Below are 16,955 nucleotides of genomic sequence, written 5' to 3'. Positions count from 1 at the left end.
TATGAAAGATGTTGTGGCGCTGGGCGAACTGCTGATCGATTTTGCCCCCGTTTCCACCGATGAATCCGGTTATCCCACCCTGAAGGCACAGCCGGGTGGTGCGCCGGGCAATTTTCTGGCTGCTTTGCAGAAATATGGCTGCTCCACCGCGCTGATTGGCAAGGTGGGTGACGATGCGTTCGGGCATCTGCTTGTGGGCACACTGCAAGAGCTTGGTATCGGCACGGAGGGGATCACGCTTGACCCCAACGTGTTTACCACGCTGGCTTTTGTTACGCTGGACGGCACGGGAAACCGTTCCTTCAGCTTTGCACGCAAGCCCGGTGCTGATACCTGTCTGTGCGCAGAAGAGGTGGACCGTTCCCTGATCGACGATTGCCGGGTGTTCCATTTTGGCACGCTGAGTCTGACAAACGAACCGGCTCGCGGTGCCACCCAGGCGGCTGTTGCTTACGCAAAAGAGAAAGGAAAGTACATCAGCTTCGACCCCAACCTGCGCAAGCCGCTGTGGAACAGCGAGGAGGATGCAAAGGCACAGATCGAATGGGGCCTGCACCAGGCCGATATCGTGAAGATCAGCGATGAAGAAATCGAATTTCTGTGGGGCATTTCTCCGGAGGAAGGCGCGCAGAAGCTGCTGAATGAATACGGTGTTCGGCTGGTGTATGCCACTCTGGGGCCCAAAGGCTGCCATTTTGCCAGCAAACAGGGCTGCGGTCAGGTGGCTTCGCCCACTGGACTTCGTGTGGTGGATACCACTGGAGCAGGTGATATTTTTGGCGGCAGCGCCATGAGCCGATTCCTGCGTCTGAACAAGGCGCCGGAGGAGCTGACGGTGGAGGAGATGGCTGCTGTGACCCGGTTTGCCTGCTGTGCAGCCAGCCTGTCCACCCAGACCCATGGCGGTATCAACAGCGTGGTGCCGGAAGAAAAAGTGCGTATGGTGATGTAATAGGATTTGATTGCAACGGTGTACAAAGGGAACATTATAAAATTTAACAATGGACTGCCATAGCCTGCGCTTTTACTGTTTGGGAAACTCTTACAAGAAGAAGGTGGAGCATATCGGGCGCTGTCCGCAGTGGTCGCAGGACGATGTGTTGCTGCTGTAGCAGGTGCGAACATGAAGCGCACAGAAAAGCACTGGGAGCTTCGCACCAAAAGATAGCTGAAAAATGATGAAAAAGAACGCGAAACGGTTTTGATAGAACCAGAGAGTGTGTATTTAGTAATATCAGAACGACGAATTTTGTGTTTGTGCTGCAAAAGCAAACAATATTTTGTGAACTTTTGATGTCGCCCTCCACACGGAGGGCGTGGATAGAAATTTTGAGACTCTCGGACAAGGTACGCTGCGAAAGTGTCGCCCTCCACACGGAGGGCGTGGATAGAAATGAGGCCGTTCTGGGCAAAGCACAGCACCTGAACCGCGTCGCCCTCCACACGGAGGGCGTGGATAGAAATTTTTAGCAAGGTTGTTTGCTATCTTGCCAAAAAACGTCGCCCTCCACACGGAGGGCGTGGATAGAAATTTCGCCAGTATCGCATATCCGTAGTAGTCCCCCGTGTCGCCCTCCACACGGAGGGCGTGGATAGAAATAGTCTGGCCGCTGCCGCCGCTGTACCGGTAGTAGGCCGTCGCCCTCCACACGGAGGGCGTGGATAGAAATAATCATCGCAAAATACCCCCCATGATACGGATAAGTCGCCCTCCACACGGAGGGCGTGGATAGAAATCTGTTGTTGGCTCGAATGGTGATATATCTTTTCCTGTCGCCCTCCACACGGAGGGCGTGGATAGAAATAATCAAAATAAATCCGTATGCTCTGCCCCCCGCGTCGCCCTCCACACGGAGGGCGTGGATAGAAATTGTACATCCAGGTTATCCTCTACCGGTGTCACCAGTCGCCCTCCGCACGGAGGGCGTGGATAGAAACTTTTCGGAGCTGCGGGGCGGCACCGGGCGCTTCAAGTCGCTCTCCGCATGGAAAGTGTGGGTGAAAGTCTTATTTTGATAAGTTAGCCATGACTTGCAGTGCTGACCTTCTGTACGCAGTACGTATGTGGAGTTTGTGTGGTGGAGCCCCCGCCTATGGAACAAGAAGGGAATAAGGCATCAATTTCATCCCACAAACTCATGTTAAAAGCTACATTTTGAGAAATCAAAGTGTAGCTTTTTTCTTATGCCATCATATAGTAAAAATTCCTCCATGCTATACTTCTGGCATGGAGGAATTTTTATGAGGCCGGAAATGAGCGCTTTTTCTCACAACAAAGAAAAATTGCGGGTTGCAGCTTACTGTCGAGTCAGCACGAAGCATACAGAACAGCTGGAAAGTCTTGAAATTCAGAAATCTTACTTTGAAACCGTTATTCGGGAGAATCCAAACTGGAGCTTGGTGAAAATCTATTCTGATGTTGGTTCTGCTTTGAGAACAAAAACAGGCCTGGTTATCGGCAGATGATCCTGGACGGTAAAAAAGGCTTGTTTGACTTGGTTTTAGTGAAATCATTGAGCCGATTTGGACGTAATACGGTCGAAACCTTGGCACAGATAAGGGAGTGGAAGCAAATGGATATTGGGGTGTATGCCGAAATGGAAAATATTGATACCAGAAAGGTGAACGACAGTGCGCTCAGCATTTTTCTGGCTATGGCTCAGGAAGAAAGCTGCAGCAAAAGTGAGAATATCAAATTTGGGATTCGAGCACGGATGCGCAGTGGGAAGGCGATTCTCAACCACACTCAGTTTCTTGGCTATACAAAGGGCTCAGATGGGGTGTTAGTTGTTGTTCCTGAAGAGGCGGAGATCGTGCGGAAAATTTTTGACTTGTATTTGCAGGGGTATGGTATGCGAAAAATCAAGCGGTATCTGGAGGAGCACGGAATAAAGACAGCGACAGGGAAAGATATTTGGAGCACATCAACCATCGACCGTATGCTGAGCAATGAAAAGTACATTGGTAATGCGCTGATGCAGAAAATCTATACGCCTGATTTTTTAACGGGTAAGCAGGAAAAGAACGATGGGACTTTCAGTATGTTTTTCGTGGAGAATGCGCATGAAGCAATTGTTGATAAAGAAATATTCGAAAAGGTTCAAGAGAGGAAAAAAGCGCATTCAAAAAAACTTGAAATTTTTGTCTTGAGGCGTATGGTTAGATGGAGATTAGAAAAGATTGTTTTTACTCTAGTGCGAGTATGAAAAGAACATCAAAACCCAGGAGTCTTCGCACCAAAGAAGTGCCTTTTGAAATGTATAAAACGTTGAAAGGACTTTGACAAATCTCTAAAAATCGCGTATGGTAATGGTAATATAGCAAGTTTGACTACAAAAAGAACCGATTTTTTGTAGCATTTTGCTGTCGCTCTCCGCGAGGAGAGCGTGGATAGAAATCGCAATGGCAGGCCACAATGGTTGCTGCGCTGGCGTCGCTCTCCGCGAGGAGAGCGTGGATAGAAATTGGGAAAGCACCGAAACGATCCCTCTGCAACTGCGTCGCTCTCCGCGAGGAGAGCGTGGATAGAAATAAAATACCAAAAATACAATTTTCGCGGGAGGAGGTGTCGCTCTCCGCGAGGAGAGAATTCTAAGCAAAAGCGTAGTTTTCGGTTTAGCATTGTGCTGAAAACTACGCTTTTGTTTGTTTTGACGTAGTATTTAGGAACAGGTAATAATTTAAAAAGCTTTATGATAAGTAGGTTGGAATGGGAAAATCAGGAAATAAATCCGTACTATTGGACATTCAGCGTGTTATACTTTAGAAAAGAGTTACAGTTGAATGCGGAGGTGAAAACATGAACTCCATGGCTGAATCCCACAGATTGGCACATGTTTCCGAGGATGGGCTACGCCAGCAAACGGTTTTGGAACATTTGAATGGAACGGCAAACTTGGCTGCCGGTTTTGCGGAACCCTTTGGTGCTGCGGCACAGGCGTATCTGGCGGGGATGCTGCACGATATCGGCAAATACAGCGATGCGTTTCAAAAACGACTGGCTGGTGGGGAAAAAATAGATCATTCCACTGCCGGGGCGCAGGAGGCCTTTTCCATGAGACAGCTGGAGGTGGCTTTTGCAGTGGCAGGACACCATGGCGGCTTGCCGGATGGCGGAGCCAAAAGTAATACAGAAAGCTCTACCTTATTTGGCCGTATCAAGAAAACTGCAATTCCTGATTATAGTGAATGGAAGCAGGAGATAAAACTTCCGGATGCGACGGAAAGAAAATACTTTCCGGATGGCTTTTCCACTGCTTTTTATACGAGAATGCTGTATTCCTGTCTGGTGGACGCAGACTATCTGGATACAGAGACCTTTATGAATGGAGGCCCTGTACCGCGCGGGGGAACTCAGCCGCCGGAACGATTGTTCGCTCGATTGCAGGAATATGTTGCTCCTTGGTGGAATGCGAAAAATGAACTGAACAAAAAGCGATGTGAAATTCTTCGCACCTGTTTTGAAAAAGGCGAGACGGAGCAGCCGGGGCTTTTTACCCTGACGGTACCCACAGGCGGAGGAAAGACTGTCTCCTCGCTGGCCTTCTCACTGTCTCATGCGGTGGCACATGGAAAACGGCGGATTGTTTATGTGATTCCTTATACATCTATCATTGACCAGACTGCTGAGGTGTTTACCAACATTTTAGGCGCAGAAAATGTGTTGGAACATCATTCGGGCAGTGATGCGGTGATGGAGGAAAGCCAATCAGACCCGGATACTTATCGAAAGGTACTTGCGACGGAAAACTGGGATGTACCGGTGATCGTGACGACCGCAGTACAGTTTTTTGAATCACTGTTTGCCAACCGTTCTTCCCGCTGTCGTAAGCTGCACAATCTGGCCGATAGTGTGATTGTATTTGATGAGGCGCAGACGCTTCCACTGGCTTATCTGCGCCCCTGTGTGGCGGCTATTGGGCAACTGGTGCGTTATTATGGGGCCAGCGCTGTTTTATGCACAGCTACTCAGCCGGCGTTGGAACCATTGTTCCGGGAACTGGCTCCGGGGCTGATACTACGGGAGATTTGTAACGATACAGCCGACTTGTACCATTTCTTTCACCGTACAAATCTGCGCAATGAAGGAGAACTTACAGAAGACCAGTTGGCAGAGAAATTGGGCCAGGCACAGCAGGGGCTGTGTGTAGTTAATCGTCGGGCAACGGCACAGCGGCTGTACAGTAGTTTACCTGCCGATGGTAGCTACTGCCTGACAACACTTCTTTGTGCAGCTGACCGCAAACGTCTGCTGCGGGAGATTCGCACTCGCTTACAAAAAGGACTGCCATGTCGTGTTGTGTCCACTTCGTTGATCGAGGCCGGTGTGGATGTGGATTTTCCGGTGGCATGGCGGGAGGAAGCAGGGCTGGATTCGGTTTTGCAAACGGCAGGACGGTGCAATCGGGAGGGAAAACATCCGGTGGCGGATAGTGTGGTTACTGTTTTTCGGCTGAGTGGTCAGCCGGTTCCACAGATCATCCGTCAAAATGCAGACGCAGCGCGCAGTGTGTGGCGTAACTTTGAAGATATCTCACAGCCGCAGGCGATCGAAGCATATTTTTCCCTTTTGTATGCGGTAAAGGGAGAAGACGCGCTGGATCAGAAACAAATTTTGAAGGGCTTCAATGAAACAATGGAAGGGCGTATGCTTCCCTTTGCGACTGCTGCGGAACGATTCCATTTGATTGAGTCCTGCGCGGTGACGGTGTATATACCAACAGAAGAGAATCGGGAGTTGCTCGCAGCTCTGCGGCAGAGAAGTGGTGGGCGTTCTTTGTATCGAAAATTGGGGCAATATGGCGTCACGGTGTATCCTGACCATCTTGCGGTACTGCACGCAGCCGGCGCGGTGGAAGCGCTGGGTGGGGAAGACTGGGTGCTGACGGATAATACCCTGTACAATCGTGAGACCGGACTCGCTCTGGACGTGGAAACAGGGAAAGCCTGGATGATATAAAAGCATGAGTCTTGTGAAATGGATAGTAAGGAGGAATGTTGGATGATCCAATTGGAAGTCTGGGGCGACTATGCACTCTTTTCTCGTCCTGAATTGAAGGTTGAGCGTATGTCTTATGATGTGCCCACGCCCTCGGCAGCGCGCGGACTGGTGGAGGCGGTTTACTACCACCCCGGTCTGCAATGGCATATCGACCGGATTTATGTACTCAATCCCATTCGGTTTGTCAGCATTCGCCGTAACGAGGTGAAAAGCAAGGTGCTTGCCACAACAGCCCGCGCTGCAGCACAGGGAAGTGGACAGCCACTGTATCTGGCTTCGCCTCAGGAGATTGTGCAGAGGGCATCGCTGGTGTTACAGGATGTACATTATGTAATTGAGGCGCATTTTACGATGACAGACCGTGCTGCGCCCGGTGACAATCCAGGAAAATTTCAGGATATCGTTACCCGGCGTATGGAGCGGGGGCAATGCTATCACACCCCTTACTTCGGGTGCAGAGAATTTCCGGCAAAGTTTCGCCGCTGGTCAGGCGGCGAAATCCCCGCGATTGAAGAGACGAGAGATCTGGGGTTGATGCTGTACGATTTCGATTACTCAGACCCAAAGGATATCACACCAACCTATTTCCGGGCTCGTTTGGAGCAGGGCGTTGTACATGTGGCAGATTGTGAGGTGCTTCGATGATCCTGCAGGCTTTGACGCAATATTATGAGGATTTGCTGGCTCTTGGGAAAATCGCGCGTCCGGGTTGGGCGAAAGCAAAGGTGTCTTGGGCGCTGGAACTCAGTGATAATGGCGAGTTGCTGGGTTTGCTGCACCTGCAGCAGGAGGTACAGAGAGGAAAGAAAACGGTACTGATTCCACAGGAGCGAGAGGTGCCGCAGCCGGTCAAGAGGTCATCTGGTGTGGCAGCCAATTTTCTGTGTGATACATCCGGTTATCTTCTTGGGGTTGACACAAAGGGAAAGCCTGAACGTACTGCAGAATGCTTTGCGGCTTCCCGCATGCTGCATGAGCGGATTTTGAAGGAGGCCCAGAGCTCGGCCGCGCGTGCTGTGCTGGCATTTTATGAACATTGGAACCCACAGACCGCAAAAGATCACCCGGCGCTGAAAGAGGAGTGGGATGAGGTGATGAAGGGCGGTAATCTTTTGTTCTGGTACCGGGGAGGTCCTGTGACGGAAGATGCGCAGGTACGGGAAAGCTGGCAGCATGCCAACGAACAAAGCGGGGATGCAGAAAATACGCTGTGTCTTGTCACAGGTCAGCACGGACCGACTGCTCGCCTGCACCCAAATATCAAGGGAGTAGTGGGTGCACAGACCGCCGGTGCGGCGCTGGTGTCTTTCAATGCATCGGCCTTCTGCTCGTATGAGCACGAACAAGGGGACAATGCCCCGACCAGTGAATATGCGTCGTTTGCTTATACCACAGCGCTCAATGCTCTTATTGCCGACCGGGAGCACACACGCCGCGTAGGCGATACCACCATCGTCTGCTGGGCAGCGGGTGGACAAACCGCCTATCAGGATTTCATGATGGCAGCGCTGTATGATGACAATATGGACGAGAGAGAAATCAGGGGGACTATGATTCGTCTGTCCAAGGGAGAGTCTGTGGAGTGGCAGGAACAGAAACTTTCACCGGATACACGTTTTTATGTGTTAGGTCTTGCACCCAATGCCGCACGTCTTTCGGTGCGATTTTTCTGGCAGAACAGCTTTGGGACGTTGATTCAAAACGTGACCAAACATTACCGGGATCTGGAAATTGTGCGGCCCTCATTTGATAAATTTCCCACGTTGCCGGTCTGGCGGCTGCTGCGAGAAACGGTGAATCAGAATGCCCGCAATCCGGAGCCAAACCCGCGGTTGGCTGGCGATCTTTTACTGGCAGTTTTGAATGGAACGCCTTATCCGGCTACCCTGTTGGATGGCGTGGTGCTGCGCATTCGTGCTGAGCGAGAGATTACGCACGGCCGGGCCGCGATTTTAAAAGCTTGGTATCTGCGTAACTCGAAAGACGAACAACTGAAGGAGGTCATGACTGTGGAACTGAATGAACAAAGCAACTATTTGCCGTATCTGCTGGGGCGGCTGTTTGCGGTATTGGAGGATGTGCAGCAGCGGGCCAACCCTGGAATCAACACAACCATAAAGGACCGTTATTTCAATTCGGCTTCAGCAACGCCCGCAACGGTGTTTCCGCTGTTGATCAATTTGGCGCAAAAGCATCTGGCGAAGCTGGATAAAGGGCTGGTCATACACTATAACCGCAAAATTACGGAGCTGAATTCCCGTATCACACAAACGCTGCCTGCCCGCCTGACCCTGCCGGAGCAGAGTGCCTTCCAGATCGGCTATTATCACGAAACACAGAAGCGTTACACCAAAAAGGAGGAAGTATAAAATGTCTGAAATCATTAAAAATCGCTACGACTTTGTGATCCTGTTCGATGTGGAAAACGGCAATCCCAACGGAGATCCGGATGCAGGCAATATGCCACGCATTGATCCTGAAACAGGGTATGGCTTGGTGACCGATGTTTGCCTGAAGCGCAAGATTCGCAATTATGTGGAAACTGCAAAAGAAGATGCTCCGGGCTATCGGATCTACATCAAGGATCAGGTTCCGCTGCAGCGCAGCGATGCCGAGGCACTGGAGTATTTGAAGGTGGATAAAGACCTGAAAGCGGCCAAAAAGGATGACCCCACTCTGGATGAAAAAATTCGCAATTTCATGTGCAGCAATTTTTACGACATTCGTACCTTCGGCGCCGTGATGACTACCTTCGTAAAAGGGGCGCTGAATTGTGGGCAGGTGCGCGGTCCGGTGCAGCTGGGTTTTGCCCGCAGTGTGGACCCCATCCTGCCGCAGGAGGTCACTATCACCCGTGTGGCCATCACTACAGAGGCAGATGCCGAGAACAAGGGTACTGAGATGGGCCGCAAATACATCGTACCATATGGCCTGTATCGTGCGGAAGGATATGTGTCGGCAAATTTGGCCCGCAAAACAACCGGATTTTCGGAGGAGGATCTGCAGCTTCTGTGGCAGGCGATTCTGAACATGTTTGAAAATGACCATAGTGCAGCACGCGGTAAGATGGCGGTGCGAGAGCTAATCGTGTTCCGTCATGACAGTGAGTTGGGCAATGCACCTGCCTATAAGCTGTTTGATGCGGTACATGTTGAGCGCAAGCCGGAGGTAGCTGTGGCACGCAGCTATCGTGACTACCAGGTCACGGTGGATGATACTCTGCCTGGTGGAGTGACCTGTGAACGGTTGGGATGATGGAAAATGAATACCTGTTGCTGTCGGGCATTCAGCATTTTTGTTTCTGCCGCCGCCAATGGGCACTGATTCATCTGGAGCAGCAATGGCAGGAAAACCTCCGCACCGCCGAGGGCAGGCTGGATCATCAGCGTTGCCACAACGAAACGCTGCGCGAAAAGCGGAACAATCTGCTGATTGTGCGGGGAATGCGGGTAACATCGCACACGCTGAAGCTGTCCGGCGTGTGCGATGTGGTGGAGTTTTCACTTGATTCGGAAGGCATTCCCTTGCAGGGGCAGGAAGGCTTGTGGTTACCTCTGCCGGTGGAATACAAGCATGGTGCCCCAAAGGAGAGTGATGTCGACCGATTGCAGCTGTGTGCACAGGGAATGGCATTGGAGGAAATGCTGGTGTGCCGCGTGCCGCGCGGTGCGCTGTACTATGCGCAGACACGCCGGCGGGAGTTTGTGGAGTTCACGCCGGAGCTGCGGGAAAAAACGCGCCGCACCGCCGCAGAGATGAACGAATACTTTGCCCGAGGGTATACACCAAAGGTGCGCCCTGGAAAACACTGCAATGCCTGTTCGTTGAAAGAGATCTGCCTGCCGGTGCTGTGCAGGAAAAATGATGTAAATGAGTATATTCGTACACATCTGACAGAGCAAAACGCGGAGGAACTCACATGAGGAAACTGTTGAATACGCTGTTTGTCCTCACGCCGGAAAGCTATCTTTCGCTGGAGGGTGAAACCGTGGTGGTGAATCAGAATGGAACAGAGGTGGCACGGTTTCCGCTGCACACATTGGAAGGAATTCTTACCTTTTCCTATGCAGGCGCATCCCCCGCGCTGATGGGTGCTTGTGCTGAGCGAGGGATTGATCTGGCATTTTTTACGCCGAATGGCCGATTTCTGGCCCGCACCGTAGGGGGAGAACGCGGTAATGTGCTGCTTCGTCAGCAGCAGTACCGGATTGCGGATGATCCTGCAGTCAGTTGCCGATATGCGTGCGGGTTTATCCTGGGAAAAGTTTACAACGCACGGCGGGTGGTGGAACGTGCTACCCGTGACCATCCTCAGCGCGTACCGGTGGAGCGGCTGAAAGAAATCTCGTCGCAGCTGGCAGCTTCCTTGATGCGAATTCGAGAGTGCGGTACATTGGAAGAGCTGCGAGGGTTGGAAGGAGAAGCGGCACAACGATATTTTGATGGGTTTGACAGTCTGATCTTACAGCAGCGAACAGACTTTGCATTTACTGGCCGCAGCCGTCGGCCGCCACTGGACCCCATAAACGCAGTGCTTTCCTTTGCGTATACATTGCTCGCAAGGGAATGTGCAGCTGCATTGCAAAGCGTTGGGCTGGACCCGTATGTGGGCTTTTTGCACCGGCCTCGCCCGGGAAGAACCAGTCTGGCATTGGATTTGATGGAGGAGCTGCGCCCTGTGTGCGCTGATCGGTTCGTTTTGTCCTGCATCAACCAAAAAATCATTACAGGAAAGCATTACCAGCAGCAGGACAGCGGTGCCGTTTGGCTGACGGATGAAGGACGCAAGGCGTTCCTTTCCGCCTGGCAAAAACGCAAACAGGAAACCATCACGCATCCGTTTCTGGGCGAAAAACTGCCATGGGGTCTGGTGCCTTATGTGCAAGCTTTGCTGCTTGCCCGTACACTGCGCGGTGATCTGGAGGAATACCCGCCGTTTTTCTGGAAATGAAGCAAAAGAGGTGTGTGATATGCTGGTGCTGATCACCTACGATGTAAACACAGAAACACCGGCCGGACGCAAACGGCTGCGCAAGGTTGCAAAGACTTGTATCGATCATGGGCAGCGTGTACAGAATTCGGTGTTTGAATGTTTGCTGGACGCGGCGCAATATGCGGTTTTGAAATCAAAACTGACGCAGCTGATTGATCCGGAATGCGACAGCCTGCGTTTTTACTGTTTGGGAAACTCTTACAAAAAGAAGGTGGAGCATATCGGGCGCTGCCCGCAGTGGTCGCAGGACGATGTGTTGCTATTGTAGCGGGTGCGAACATAAAGTATACAGAAAAATACAGGGAGCTTCGCACCAAAAGATAGTTGAAAAATGATGTAAAAGAGCACGAAATAGTTTTGATAGAAGCAGAGAGTGGGTATTTTGTAATATCAGAACGACGAATTTTCGTGTTTGTGCTGCAAAAGCAAACAATATTTTGTGAACTTTTGCTGTCGCCCTCCACACGGAGGGCGTGGATAGAAATGTTCATGGTTTTGCTCCTTTCAGTCGGGCGTTGAGGTCGCCCTCCACACGGAGGGCGTGGATAGAAATAATCATCGCAAAATACCCCCCATGATACGGATAAGTCGCCCTCCACACGGAGGGCGTGGATAGAAATCTGTTGTTGGCTCGAATGGTGATATATCTTTTCCTGTCGCCCTCCACACGGAGGGCGTGGATAGAAATAATCAAAATAAATCCGTATGCTCTGCCCCCCGCGTCGCCCTCCACACGGAGGGCGTGGATAGAAATATCAATGATCAGACGGCCATCATAGATCCAACGGTCGCCCTCCACACGGAGGGCGTGGATAGAAATACTTGGTTTGCTGCCTTGACCTGAGCTGCATCGAACGTCGCCCTCCACACGGAGGGCGTGGATAGAAATTTACGGAGAAACGGACGATGTATTTTGATCGTTACGTCGCCCTCCACACGGAGGGCGTGGATAGAAATATTTATGATTCTGATCACAACACTACGGCAGAAGGTCGCCCTCCACACGGAGGGCGTGGATAGAAATTCCCGGGCACCGGCCCGCCCGGGTGGGCTGTGTGGTCGCCCTCCACACGGAGGGCGTGGATAGAAATCTTCAGACAGTCCATCAGGTCGCGCTGCTCGGTCGTCGCCCTCCACACGGAGGGCGTGGATAGAAATCGGGATGAGATGGAACGCCGCAAGCAGGCGGCCAAGCGTCGCCCTCCACACGGAGGGCGTGGATAGAAATCTCTTACCAACGAGTTTCAAGCGCAACTGGCTGGGTCGCCCTCCACACGGAGGGCGTGGATAGAAACTTTTCGGAGCTGCGGGGCGGCACCGGGCGCTTCAAGTCGCCCTCCGCATGGAAAGTGTGGGTGAAAGTCTTATTTTGATAAGTTAGCCATGACTTGCAGTGCTGACCTTCTGTACGCAGTACGTATGTGGAGTTTGTGTGGTGGAGCCCCCACCTATGGAACAAGAAGGGAATAAGGCATCAATTTCATCCCACAAACTCAAAAATCCCGAATGCGAGAGCGTTCGGGATTTTTTTCGTATTCACTATTCATTTATTGCTCTTTATTGAGCGATACCGCCTATTCAGAATTTTGGAAGCGAGGAGAGAGTACAGCCTTGGTTTTCATGCGATGCCGTCGCAGTCAAGAATTCGAATCAGAATCTTCGTAATATAATTCTGGGGGTTTACCTCCACAAACTGATCGATGATATTGATGCAGATGACATCCTCGGCCAAGGGCAGTTCGGTGGAGGTGCGCATCCGGGTGAAGGTATCCCAGATCGTGGAGTAAGGCCCGGAGTGGTAACCGGTCAGATAGGTCCCGGCGGGAATCTCATGTACCTCGTGCTGCGAGGCCTCGGGAACTTCACCGATGAGATATGCACCGAAGGACTGCTCCTCGCCCCGATAAAAGGCCAGAGTGGGATACAGATAGAACAGCTCATTGGAAAAAACCTCACTGAGATTTCCCAGTGCAATATACTGCATGGTGTCAAAATACTCCGCACTGACCTTTTCAACACAAAGATTTTCCAGCTCCTGCTCGGTAAAGGCGATTTTCGTCTGAATCACCGCGTCCAGACGCAGCAGCTCCTGCAGCTGGTTGCGCAGGTTGCTGGACTGATGGCGCAGATAAGAACAGGTTTCTGTGAAACTGCGCTGGCCCATGAAGCCACTGATCTCCGACAGTGGGCACCCCAATCGCCGCAGATAGCGAATCAGTGCCAAGGAATAAGACTGGTCAAATTTATAATAGCGGTAGTTGCTTCCTTCCTCCCGGCCCTGCGGCAGCAAGAGTCCCTTTTCTTCATACAACCGCAAGGTTTGCACGTCCACATGGAACAGCCTGGCCAACTCTCCGATTCGCAGATATTCCTTCATAACACACCTCCCGTGCTGACGGTAAAAAAGATGACAACCGCCGGGCTTCGACGGTTGTCATAATAGGGTGAATTTATGCTTTTGTCAAGAGGCGGTCAGCCGATGAGCTTGCCGCCAAGGTACCGGGCCTTGATGTTTTCGGTGGTTCCGATGTAGCAGAACCGCTCCACGACCTGAGCCGGGGTGAGCGGAAAATCCAGATCTTCCATGCCGTCGATCACCAGTGCGTTGAACACATAGTCCTTTTCGAAGCTGCCTACCTTCCCGAACACGCTTCCACCTGCTTTGGTGGCCAGATAAAAGGCGTTGGTGAAGGTAATGGGGCTGGCGGTTTCCGGCTCATAGAACCATTTCAGCTTGGACAACTGGACGGCGCGGCCGATCTGGGTGTAGATACCCATGGAATGTCCGCCGCCCACATCGGTGCCCAGGGTGATATTTACGCCATCGCGGTGAAGTGCAGAAACGCCCATGATTCCGGCAATGATGTTGGTGGTTGCATCCGGGCAGTGAACAGTATGGCCGCCGTGACGTTTGATGATTTCGATATCATCTTTGGCGGGGAAAATGAAGTGCGCACCCACAACCGGGCCGTTCTCCATCAGGCCCGCTCTCTCGTAGATTTCGGTGTCGCATTTGTATCCCGGATAAACGCGCAGAGCCTCCTGGGCTTCCCAGCGGGATTCCACCAGATGAGTCTGCAAGCCCACATGATATTTCTTGCCCAGAGCACCCAGCCCCTTCACCAGATCCTCGCTGCAGGTGGGAGCAAAACGAGGGGTGATAATGGGCTTTGCGGTTTTGTGATTCTGGCAGTCGGCCAGATACTGCTCGGTCTCCCGGAGCGATTCCTCCACTGTCTCGCACAGGTACGACGGAGAGGCGATATCCATGTTCACCTTGCCCACATAGCCGTAAAGGCCGCGTTCCTCCATGCGTCGGATCAGATACGAGGTTGCCTCCCGATGAATGGTGGCGAAAATGCAGGCATGGAAGGTTCCGTGCTTGATCATATCGTCAATGAAGGCATCGTAGATCGGCCGGGCGTAGTTCATGTCCGCAAAGCGGGCTTCCTGGGGGAAGGTGTACTGATTCAGCCAGTCGGACAAAAGCATATCCATGCCGAGGCCTCGCTCGATGTACTGCGAAGCGTGGACATGCAGGTCCGAAAAAGCCGGAATGATCACGCCTTTGCCATAGTCCGTGACCTCGGCATTTTTATACTGCTCCGGAAGAACACTGCAAATCTCCCGAACCTTTCCGTTTTCCACAATCAGATAGCTGTCTTCATAGGCGACCAGCTCGTCGTAGCTCTTTGAAAACAGGATGTTACCGTGCAGAATATTCACTGTATGTTCCTTTCTTTTATCAAACCGCGAGTCCCGATACAACAGACAGGAATCGAATTGCAATACCAGCCAAGAGGCCAACAAAGGGGTCAACCAGCGCGGTAACCGCAATGGTGGCACCGCCAGCCAGGGCGTCCGCCGGGCTTGCGCCGTCAAAGGTGGCTGCCGCATACTGGGGAACGCTAACCATAGAGCCCAGCACGAACAGGAAACCGGAAATGGAGACCGCCGGGATAAACCGTGCAATCTTCGGTACCATACGTGCAAAGAGGATGAGTGCCATCACCACCATCAGCAGGATACCGGCCGCCACCGGGTGGGGCGCTGCCGCTGTGGAGGAGAGGGTGATTTCAACGGGAGTACCGCCAAACAGACCGGTCAGAATGTCCGCTGCACCGGAATAGATGGTCAATCCGTCCACATTGGGGTTCTCCATTCCGGCCATGCCGGAAACGATGCCGCTGTAAGCGATGTTCGTGCCAATGGACAGGCAGGCCAGAGCAAGAGCGCCCCGAATGACGTTGAAATTTGTAACGGGCTTGAAGAACTTGAATTTGCTCTCTTCCTTCACTTCTTCCATGGGGCCCTTGTTCAGGATCAGGAAGCAGGCAATGCTGGCAGCCATGCTGATGACTAGGGTCCAGTTCAGGTCTTTGGTCAGAAAATAGGCAGCAAACGCGGAAATCAGGGAGACTGCGCCGGTTTTCTTGCTCTCCTTGATCAGGTCAATGGCCACGCGGATAACGATGATGCCCACACCGGCCTCCATACCGGAAATGATGGAATTGCCCGCAAAGTCAACGATGCGCTGCAGCAGGCCCAGAGCGCCCAGCACCACCATGATCACGCCGCTGTAAAATACGATGCTGATGCGTTCCCGGAAGTTTTTACCCACGCTTCCGGCCAGAACAATGGTCTCACCCTGAATGTTGATGGGGATGACCGTCTTGAAGGCCAGCATGCCGATGATGCCTGCACAATAGCCCAAAGCGGTAGGTGCAGACAGGAATCCGAAGCTGAGGCCCATGATGATTCCCGAAAGGCCGTTGATCACATTGCCAAGCACCGAAAGGATGTCTTTGATAATCTCAAATTCCAATATAATTTCCTCCCTCTCTGTTCCTGCATGATACAGGATTGTGTTTCCCTATACAGGGCTGTTTTGCCGGTAGAACGATTTCTTTCGACCGTTAATGGCTTCCAGTGACAGGATAAACCCTATGGTAACCATAGAGTCAAGGCCCTTTTTATGAATTTTACTGTGCCGGTTGATGATTCCGATTTTCCTACCGATTCTTCTGGGGCAGGTGAGTCGGTATCAGCAGGCCGCATCATCGGAAGAGACAGAGAATACGCCGGATCAGCTGGAGCTGTAAGAACACATCGAAATGGCAGGGAAAAGCCGGGCGAAGCTGAGAAGCACGTCCGGCTTTTCTGATATCGCGGGAGATGGGAACAATGTTCAGAGATGATGTTCTCAGCCTGTTTGCCGGTTTTTGAATTCCGTTCAGCTGTCGGACAAAAGCTGGCGCGCCACATCGGGATGCTTATCGCGCCGGACTGTTATTAGCCGGTATCTCAAACAGAAAAGGCTCAGCCATTCGGCTGGGCCTTTTCTGTTGGGAGAATTCAGGAAAAAATAATGTCGAACATCTTTTTCAGGTATTCTTTCTGGTTATATTTGCCGTGGCTGCTGCTCCAGTCCAGGGCCATGCCCATGAGGATGGCATTGTAGGTGGTAATCAGCAGATCCGCGTCCTTGTCGGACCGGATAACGCTCTCCTCCTGCCCCTGCACCACCAGCTTGCGGATCAGCTGCAGCTGGACCAGATGGGATTCGCTGGCCTTGCTGCAGCGCAGTGCCGAAAAATAACTCGAGCCGTTTTCCATATCGGCAAGGATCATTGCCTTCAGCAACGGAGCAGTCAGTTTGACTGTGTTGTCGATGCTGTATTCGTATATTTTCCACAGCTTCTGCCGGGTGTCATGGATTACCAGCAGCTCCGGCATAATAGAGAGCACGTCTTGAAAGAGCAGCTCGTAATAGCGGAAGATAATATCGCTTTTTCCATTGAAATGGTAATAGAAGGTGCCTTTGGTTACTCCGCATACGCTGCAGATCTCGTTGATCGAGGTGTCGTTGTAGCCGTGCTTCTGGAACAGCTCGATGGCTGTTTTCACGATGCGTTTTTCAATGTCGTTCAAAAGATCATACCCTTCCGCCTGTATGTTATA

General features: G+C 51.9%; 14 protein-coding genes and 2 CRISPR repeat arrays. Of the genes, 10 read left to right on the top strand and 4 right to left on the bottom strand.

What is annotated here, in order from left to right; genetic code table 11:
- The first annotated feature begins 1 nt into the window (after position 1).
- From PH256_RS07000 to cas2, 10 genes are all read left to right on the top strand, one after another.
- Positions 2-952, top strand: a complete 951-nt coding sequence (locus PH256_RS07000; protein ID WP_270913544.1) for a carbohydrate kinase family protein — start codon at positions 2-4, stop codon at positions 950-952.
- A 343-nt stretch (positions 953-1,295) separates the two neighbouring features.
- A CRISPR array of direct repeats spans positions 1,296-1,938; the repeat unit is 33 nt; unit sequence GTCGCCCTCCACACGGAGGGCGTGGATAGAAAT.
- A 303-nt stretch (positions 1,939-2,241) separates the two neighbouring features.
- Entirely contained in the window at positions 2,242-2,466 is a 225-nt protein-coding gene (locus tag PH256_RS06995; RefSeq protein WP_270913543.1) for a recombinase family protein, read from the top strand.
- On the top strand, positions 2,463-3,206 hold the full coding sequence (locus PH256_RS06990; RefSeq protein ID WP_270913542.1) for a recombinase family protein: 744 nt from the start codon (positions 2,463-2,465) through the stop codon (positions 3,204-3,206). Before PH256_RS06995 ends, PH256_RS06990 begins: the two co-directional genes overlap by 4 nt.
- A 593-nt stretch (positions 3,207-3,799) precedes the next feature.
- Complete coding sequence (locus tag PH256_RS06985) at positions 3,800-5,959, top strand: CRISPR-associated endonuclease Cas3'' (protein WP_270913541.1); 2,160 nt, start codon at positions 3,800-3,802, stop codon at positions 5,957-5,959.
- Between the two features lie 42 nt (positions 5,960-6,001).
- Positions 6,002-6,646, top strand: coding sequence for a type I-C CRISPR-associated protein Cas5c (gene cas5c / locus PH256_RS06980; RefSeq protein ID WP_270913540.1), 645 nt, complete (start codon positions 6,002-6,004; stop codon positions 6,644-6,646).
- Positions 6,643-8,370: a type I-C CRISPR-associated protein Cas8c/Csd1 gene (gene cas8c, locus PH256_RS06975; protein ID WP_087183597.1), complete on the top strand. Its 1,728-nt coding sequence runs from the start codon at positions 6,643-6,645 to the stop codon at positions 8,368-8,370. The genes cas5c and cas8c overlap by 4 nt, the downstream gene beginning before the upstream one ends.
- 1 nt (position 8,371) lies before the next feature.
- Positions 8,372-9,256 (top strand): type I-C CRISPR-associated protein Cas7/Csd2, encoded by an 885-nt coding sequence (gene cas7c / locus PH256_RS06970; protein WP_270913539.1) that lies wholly within the window; start codon positions 8,372-8,374, stop codon positions 9,254-9,256.
- Positions 9,253-9,924 (top strand): CRISPR-associated protein Cas4, encoded by a 672-nt coding sequence (gene cas4, locus PH256_RS06965; RefSeq protein ID WP_270913538.1) that lies wholly within the window; start codon positions 9,253-9,255, stop codon positions 9,922-9,924. Before cas7c ends, cas4 begins: the two co-directional genes overlap by 4 nt.
- Positions 9,921-10,952 (top strand): type I-C CRISPR-associated endonuclease Cas1c, encoded by a 1,032-nt coding sequence (gene cas1c, locus PH256_RS06960; RefSeq protein ID WP_270913537.1) that lies wholly within the window; start codon positions 9,921-9,923, stop codon positions 10,950-10,952. Before cas4 ends, cas1c begins: the two co-directional genes overlap by 4 nt.
- Before the next feature lie 19 nt (positions 10,953-10,971).
- Positions 10,972-11,262: a CRISPR-associated endonuclease Cas2 gene (gene cas2 / locus PH256_RS06955; protein WP_270913536.1), complete on the top strand. Its 291-nt coding sequence runs from the start codon at positions 10,972-10,974 to the stop codon at positions 11,260-11,262.
- 184 nt (positions 11,263-11,446) lie between these two features.
- A CRISPR array of direct repeats spans positions 11,447-12,289; the repeat unit is 33 nt; unit sequence GTCGCCCTCCACACGGAGGGCGTGGATAGAAAT.
- Positions 12,290-12,612: 323 nt separating this feature from the next.
- On the opposite strand, the gene PH256_RS06950 is transcribed toward cas2, so the two are convergent.
- The 4 genes from PH256_RS06950 to PH256_RS06935 form a co-directional block, all read right to left on the bottom strand.
- Positions 12,613-13,371: a MerR family transcriptional regulator gene (locus tag PH256_RS06950; RefSeq protein ID WP_270913535.1), complete on the bottom strand. Its 759-nt coding sequence runs from the start codon at positions 13,369-13,371 to the stop codon at positions 12,613-12,615.
- A 95-nt stretch (positions 13,372-13,466) separates the two neighbouring features.
- Positions 13,467-14,720, bottom strand: coding sequence for an amidohydrolase family protein (locus tag PH256_RS06945; protein ID WP_270913534.1), 1,254 nt, complete (start codon positions 14,718-14,720; stop codon positions 13,467-13,469).
- A 19-nt stretch (positions 14,721-14,739) separates the two neighbouring features.
- Complete coding sequence (locus PH256_RS06940) at positions 14,740-15,819, bottom strand: NCS2 family permease (protein WP_270913533.1); 1,080 nt, start codon at positions 15,817-15,819, stop codon at positions 14,740-14,742.
- Between the two features lie 530 nt (positions 15,820-16,349).
- Positions 16,350-16,925, bottom strand: coding sequence for a TetR/AcrR family transcriptional regulator (locus PH256_RS06935; RefSeq protein WP_270913532.1), 576 nt, complete (start codon positions 16,923-16,925; stop codon positions 16,350-16,352).
- Positions 16,926-16,955 lie beyond the last annotated feature (30 nt).

This window comes from Allofournierella sp. CML151 (assembly GCF_027853465.1).
In the GTDB taxonomy this organism is placed as follows: domain Bacteria; phylum Bacillota; class Clostridia; order Oscillospirales; family Ruminococcaceae; genus Allofournierella.
This window is presented reverse-complemented; position numbering and strand designations above follow the sequence as displayed.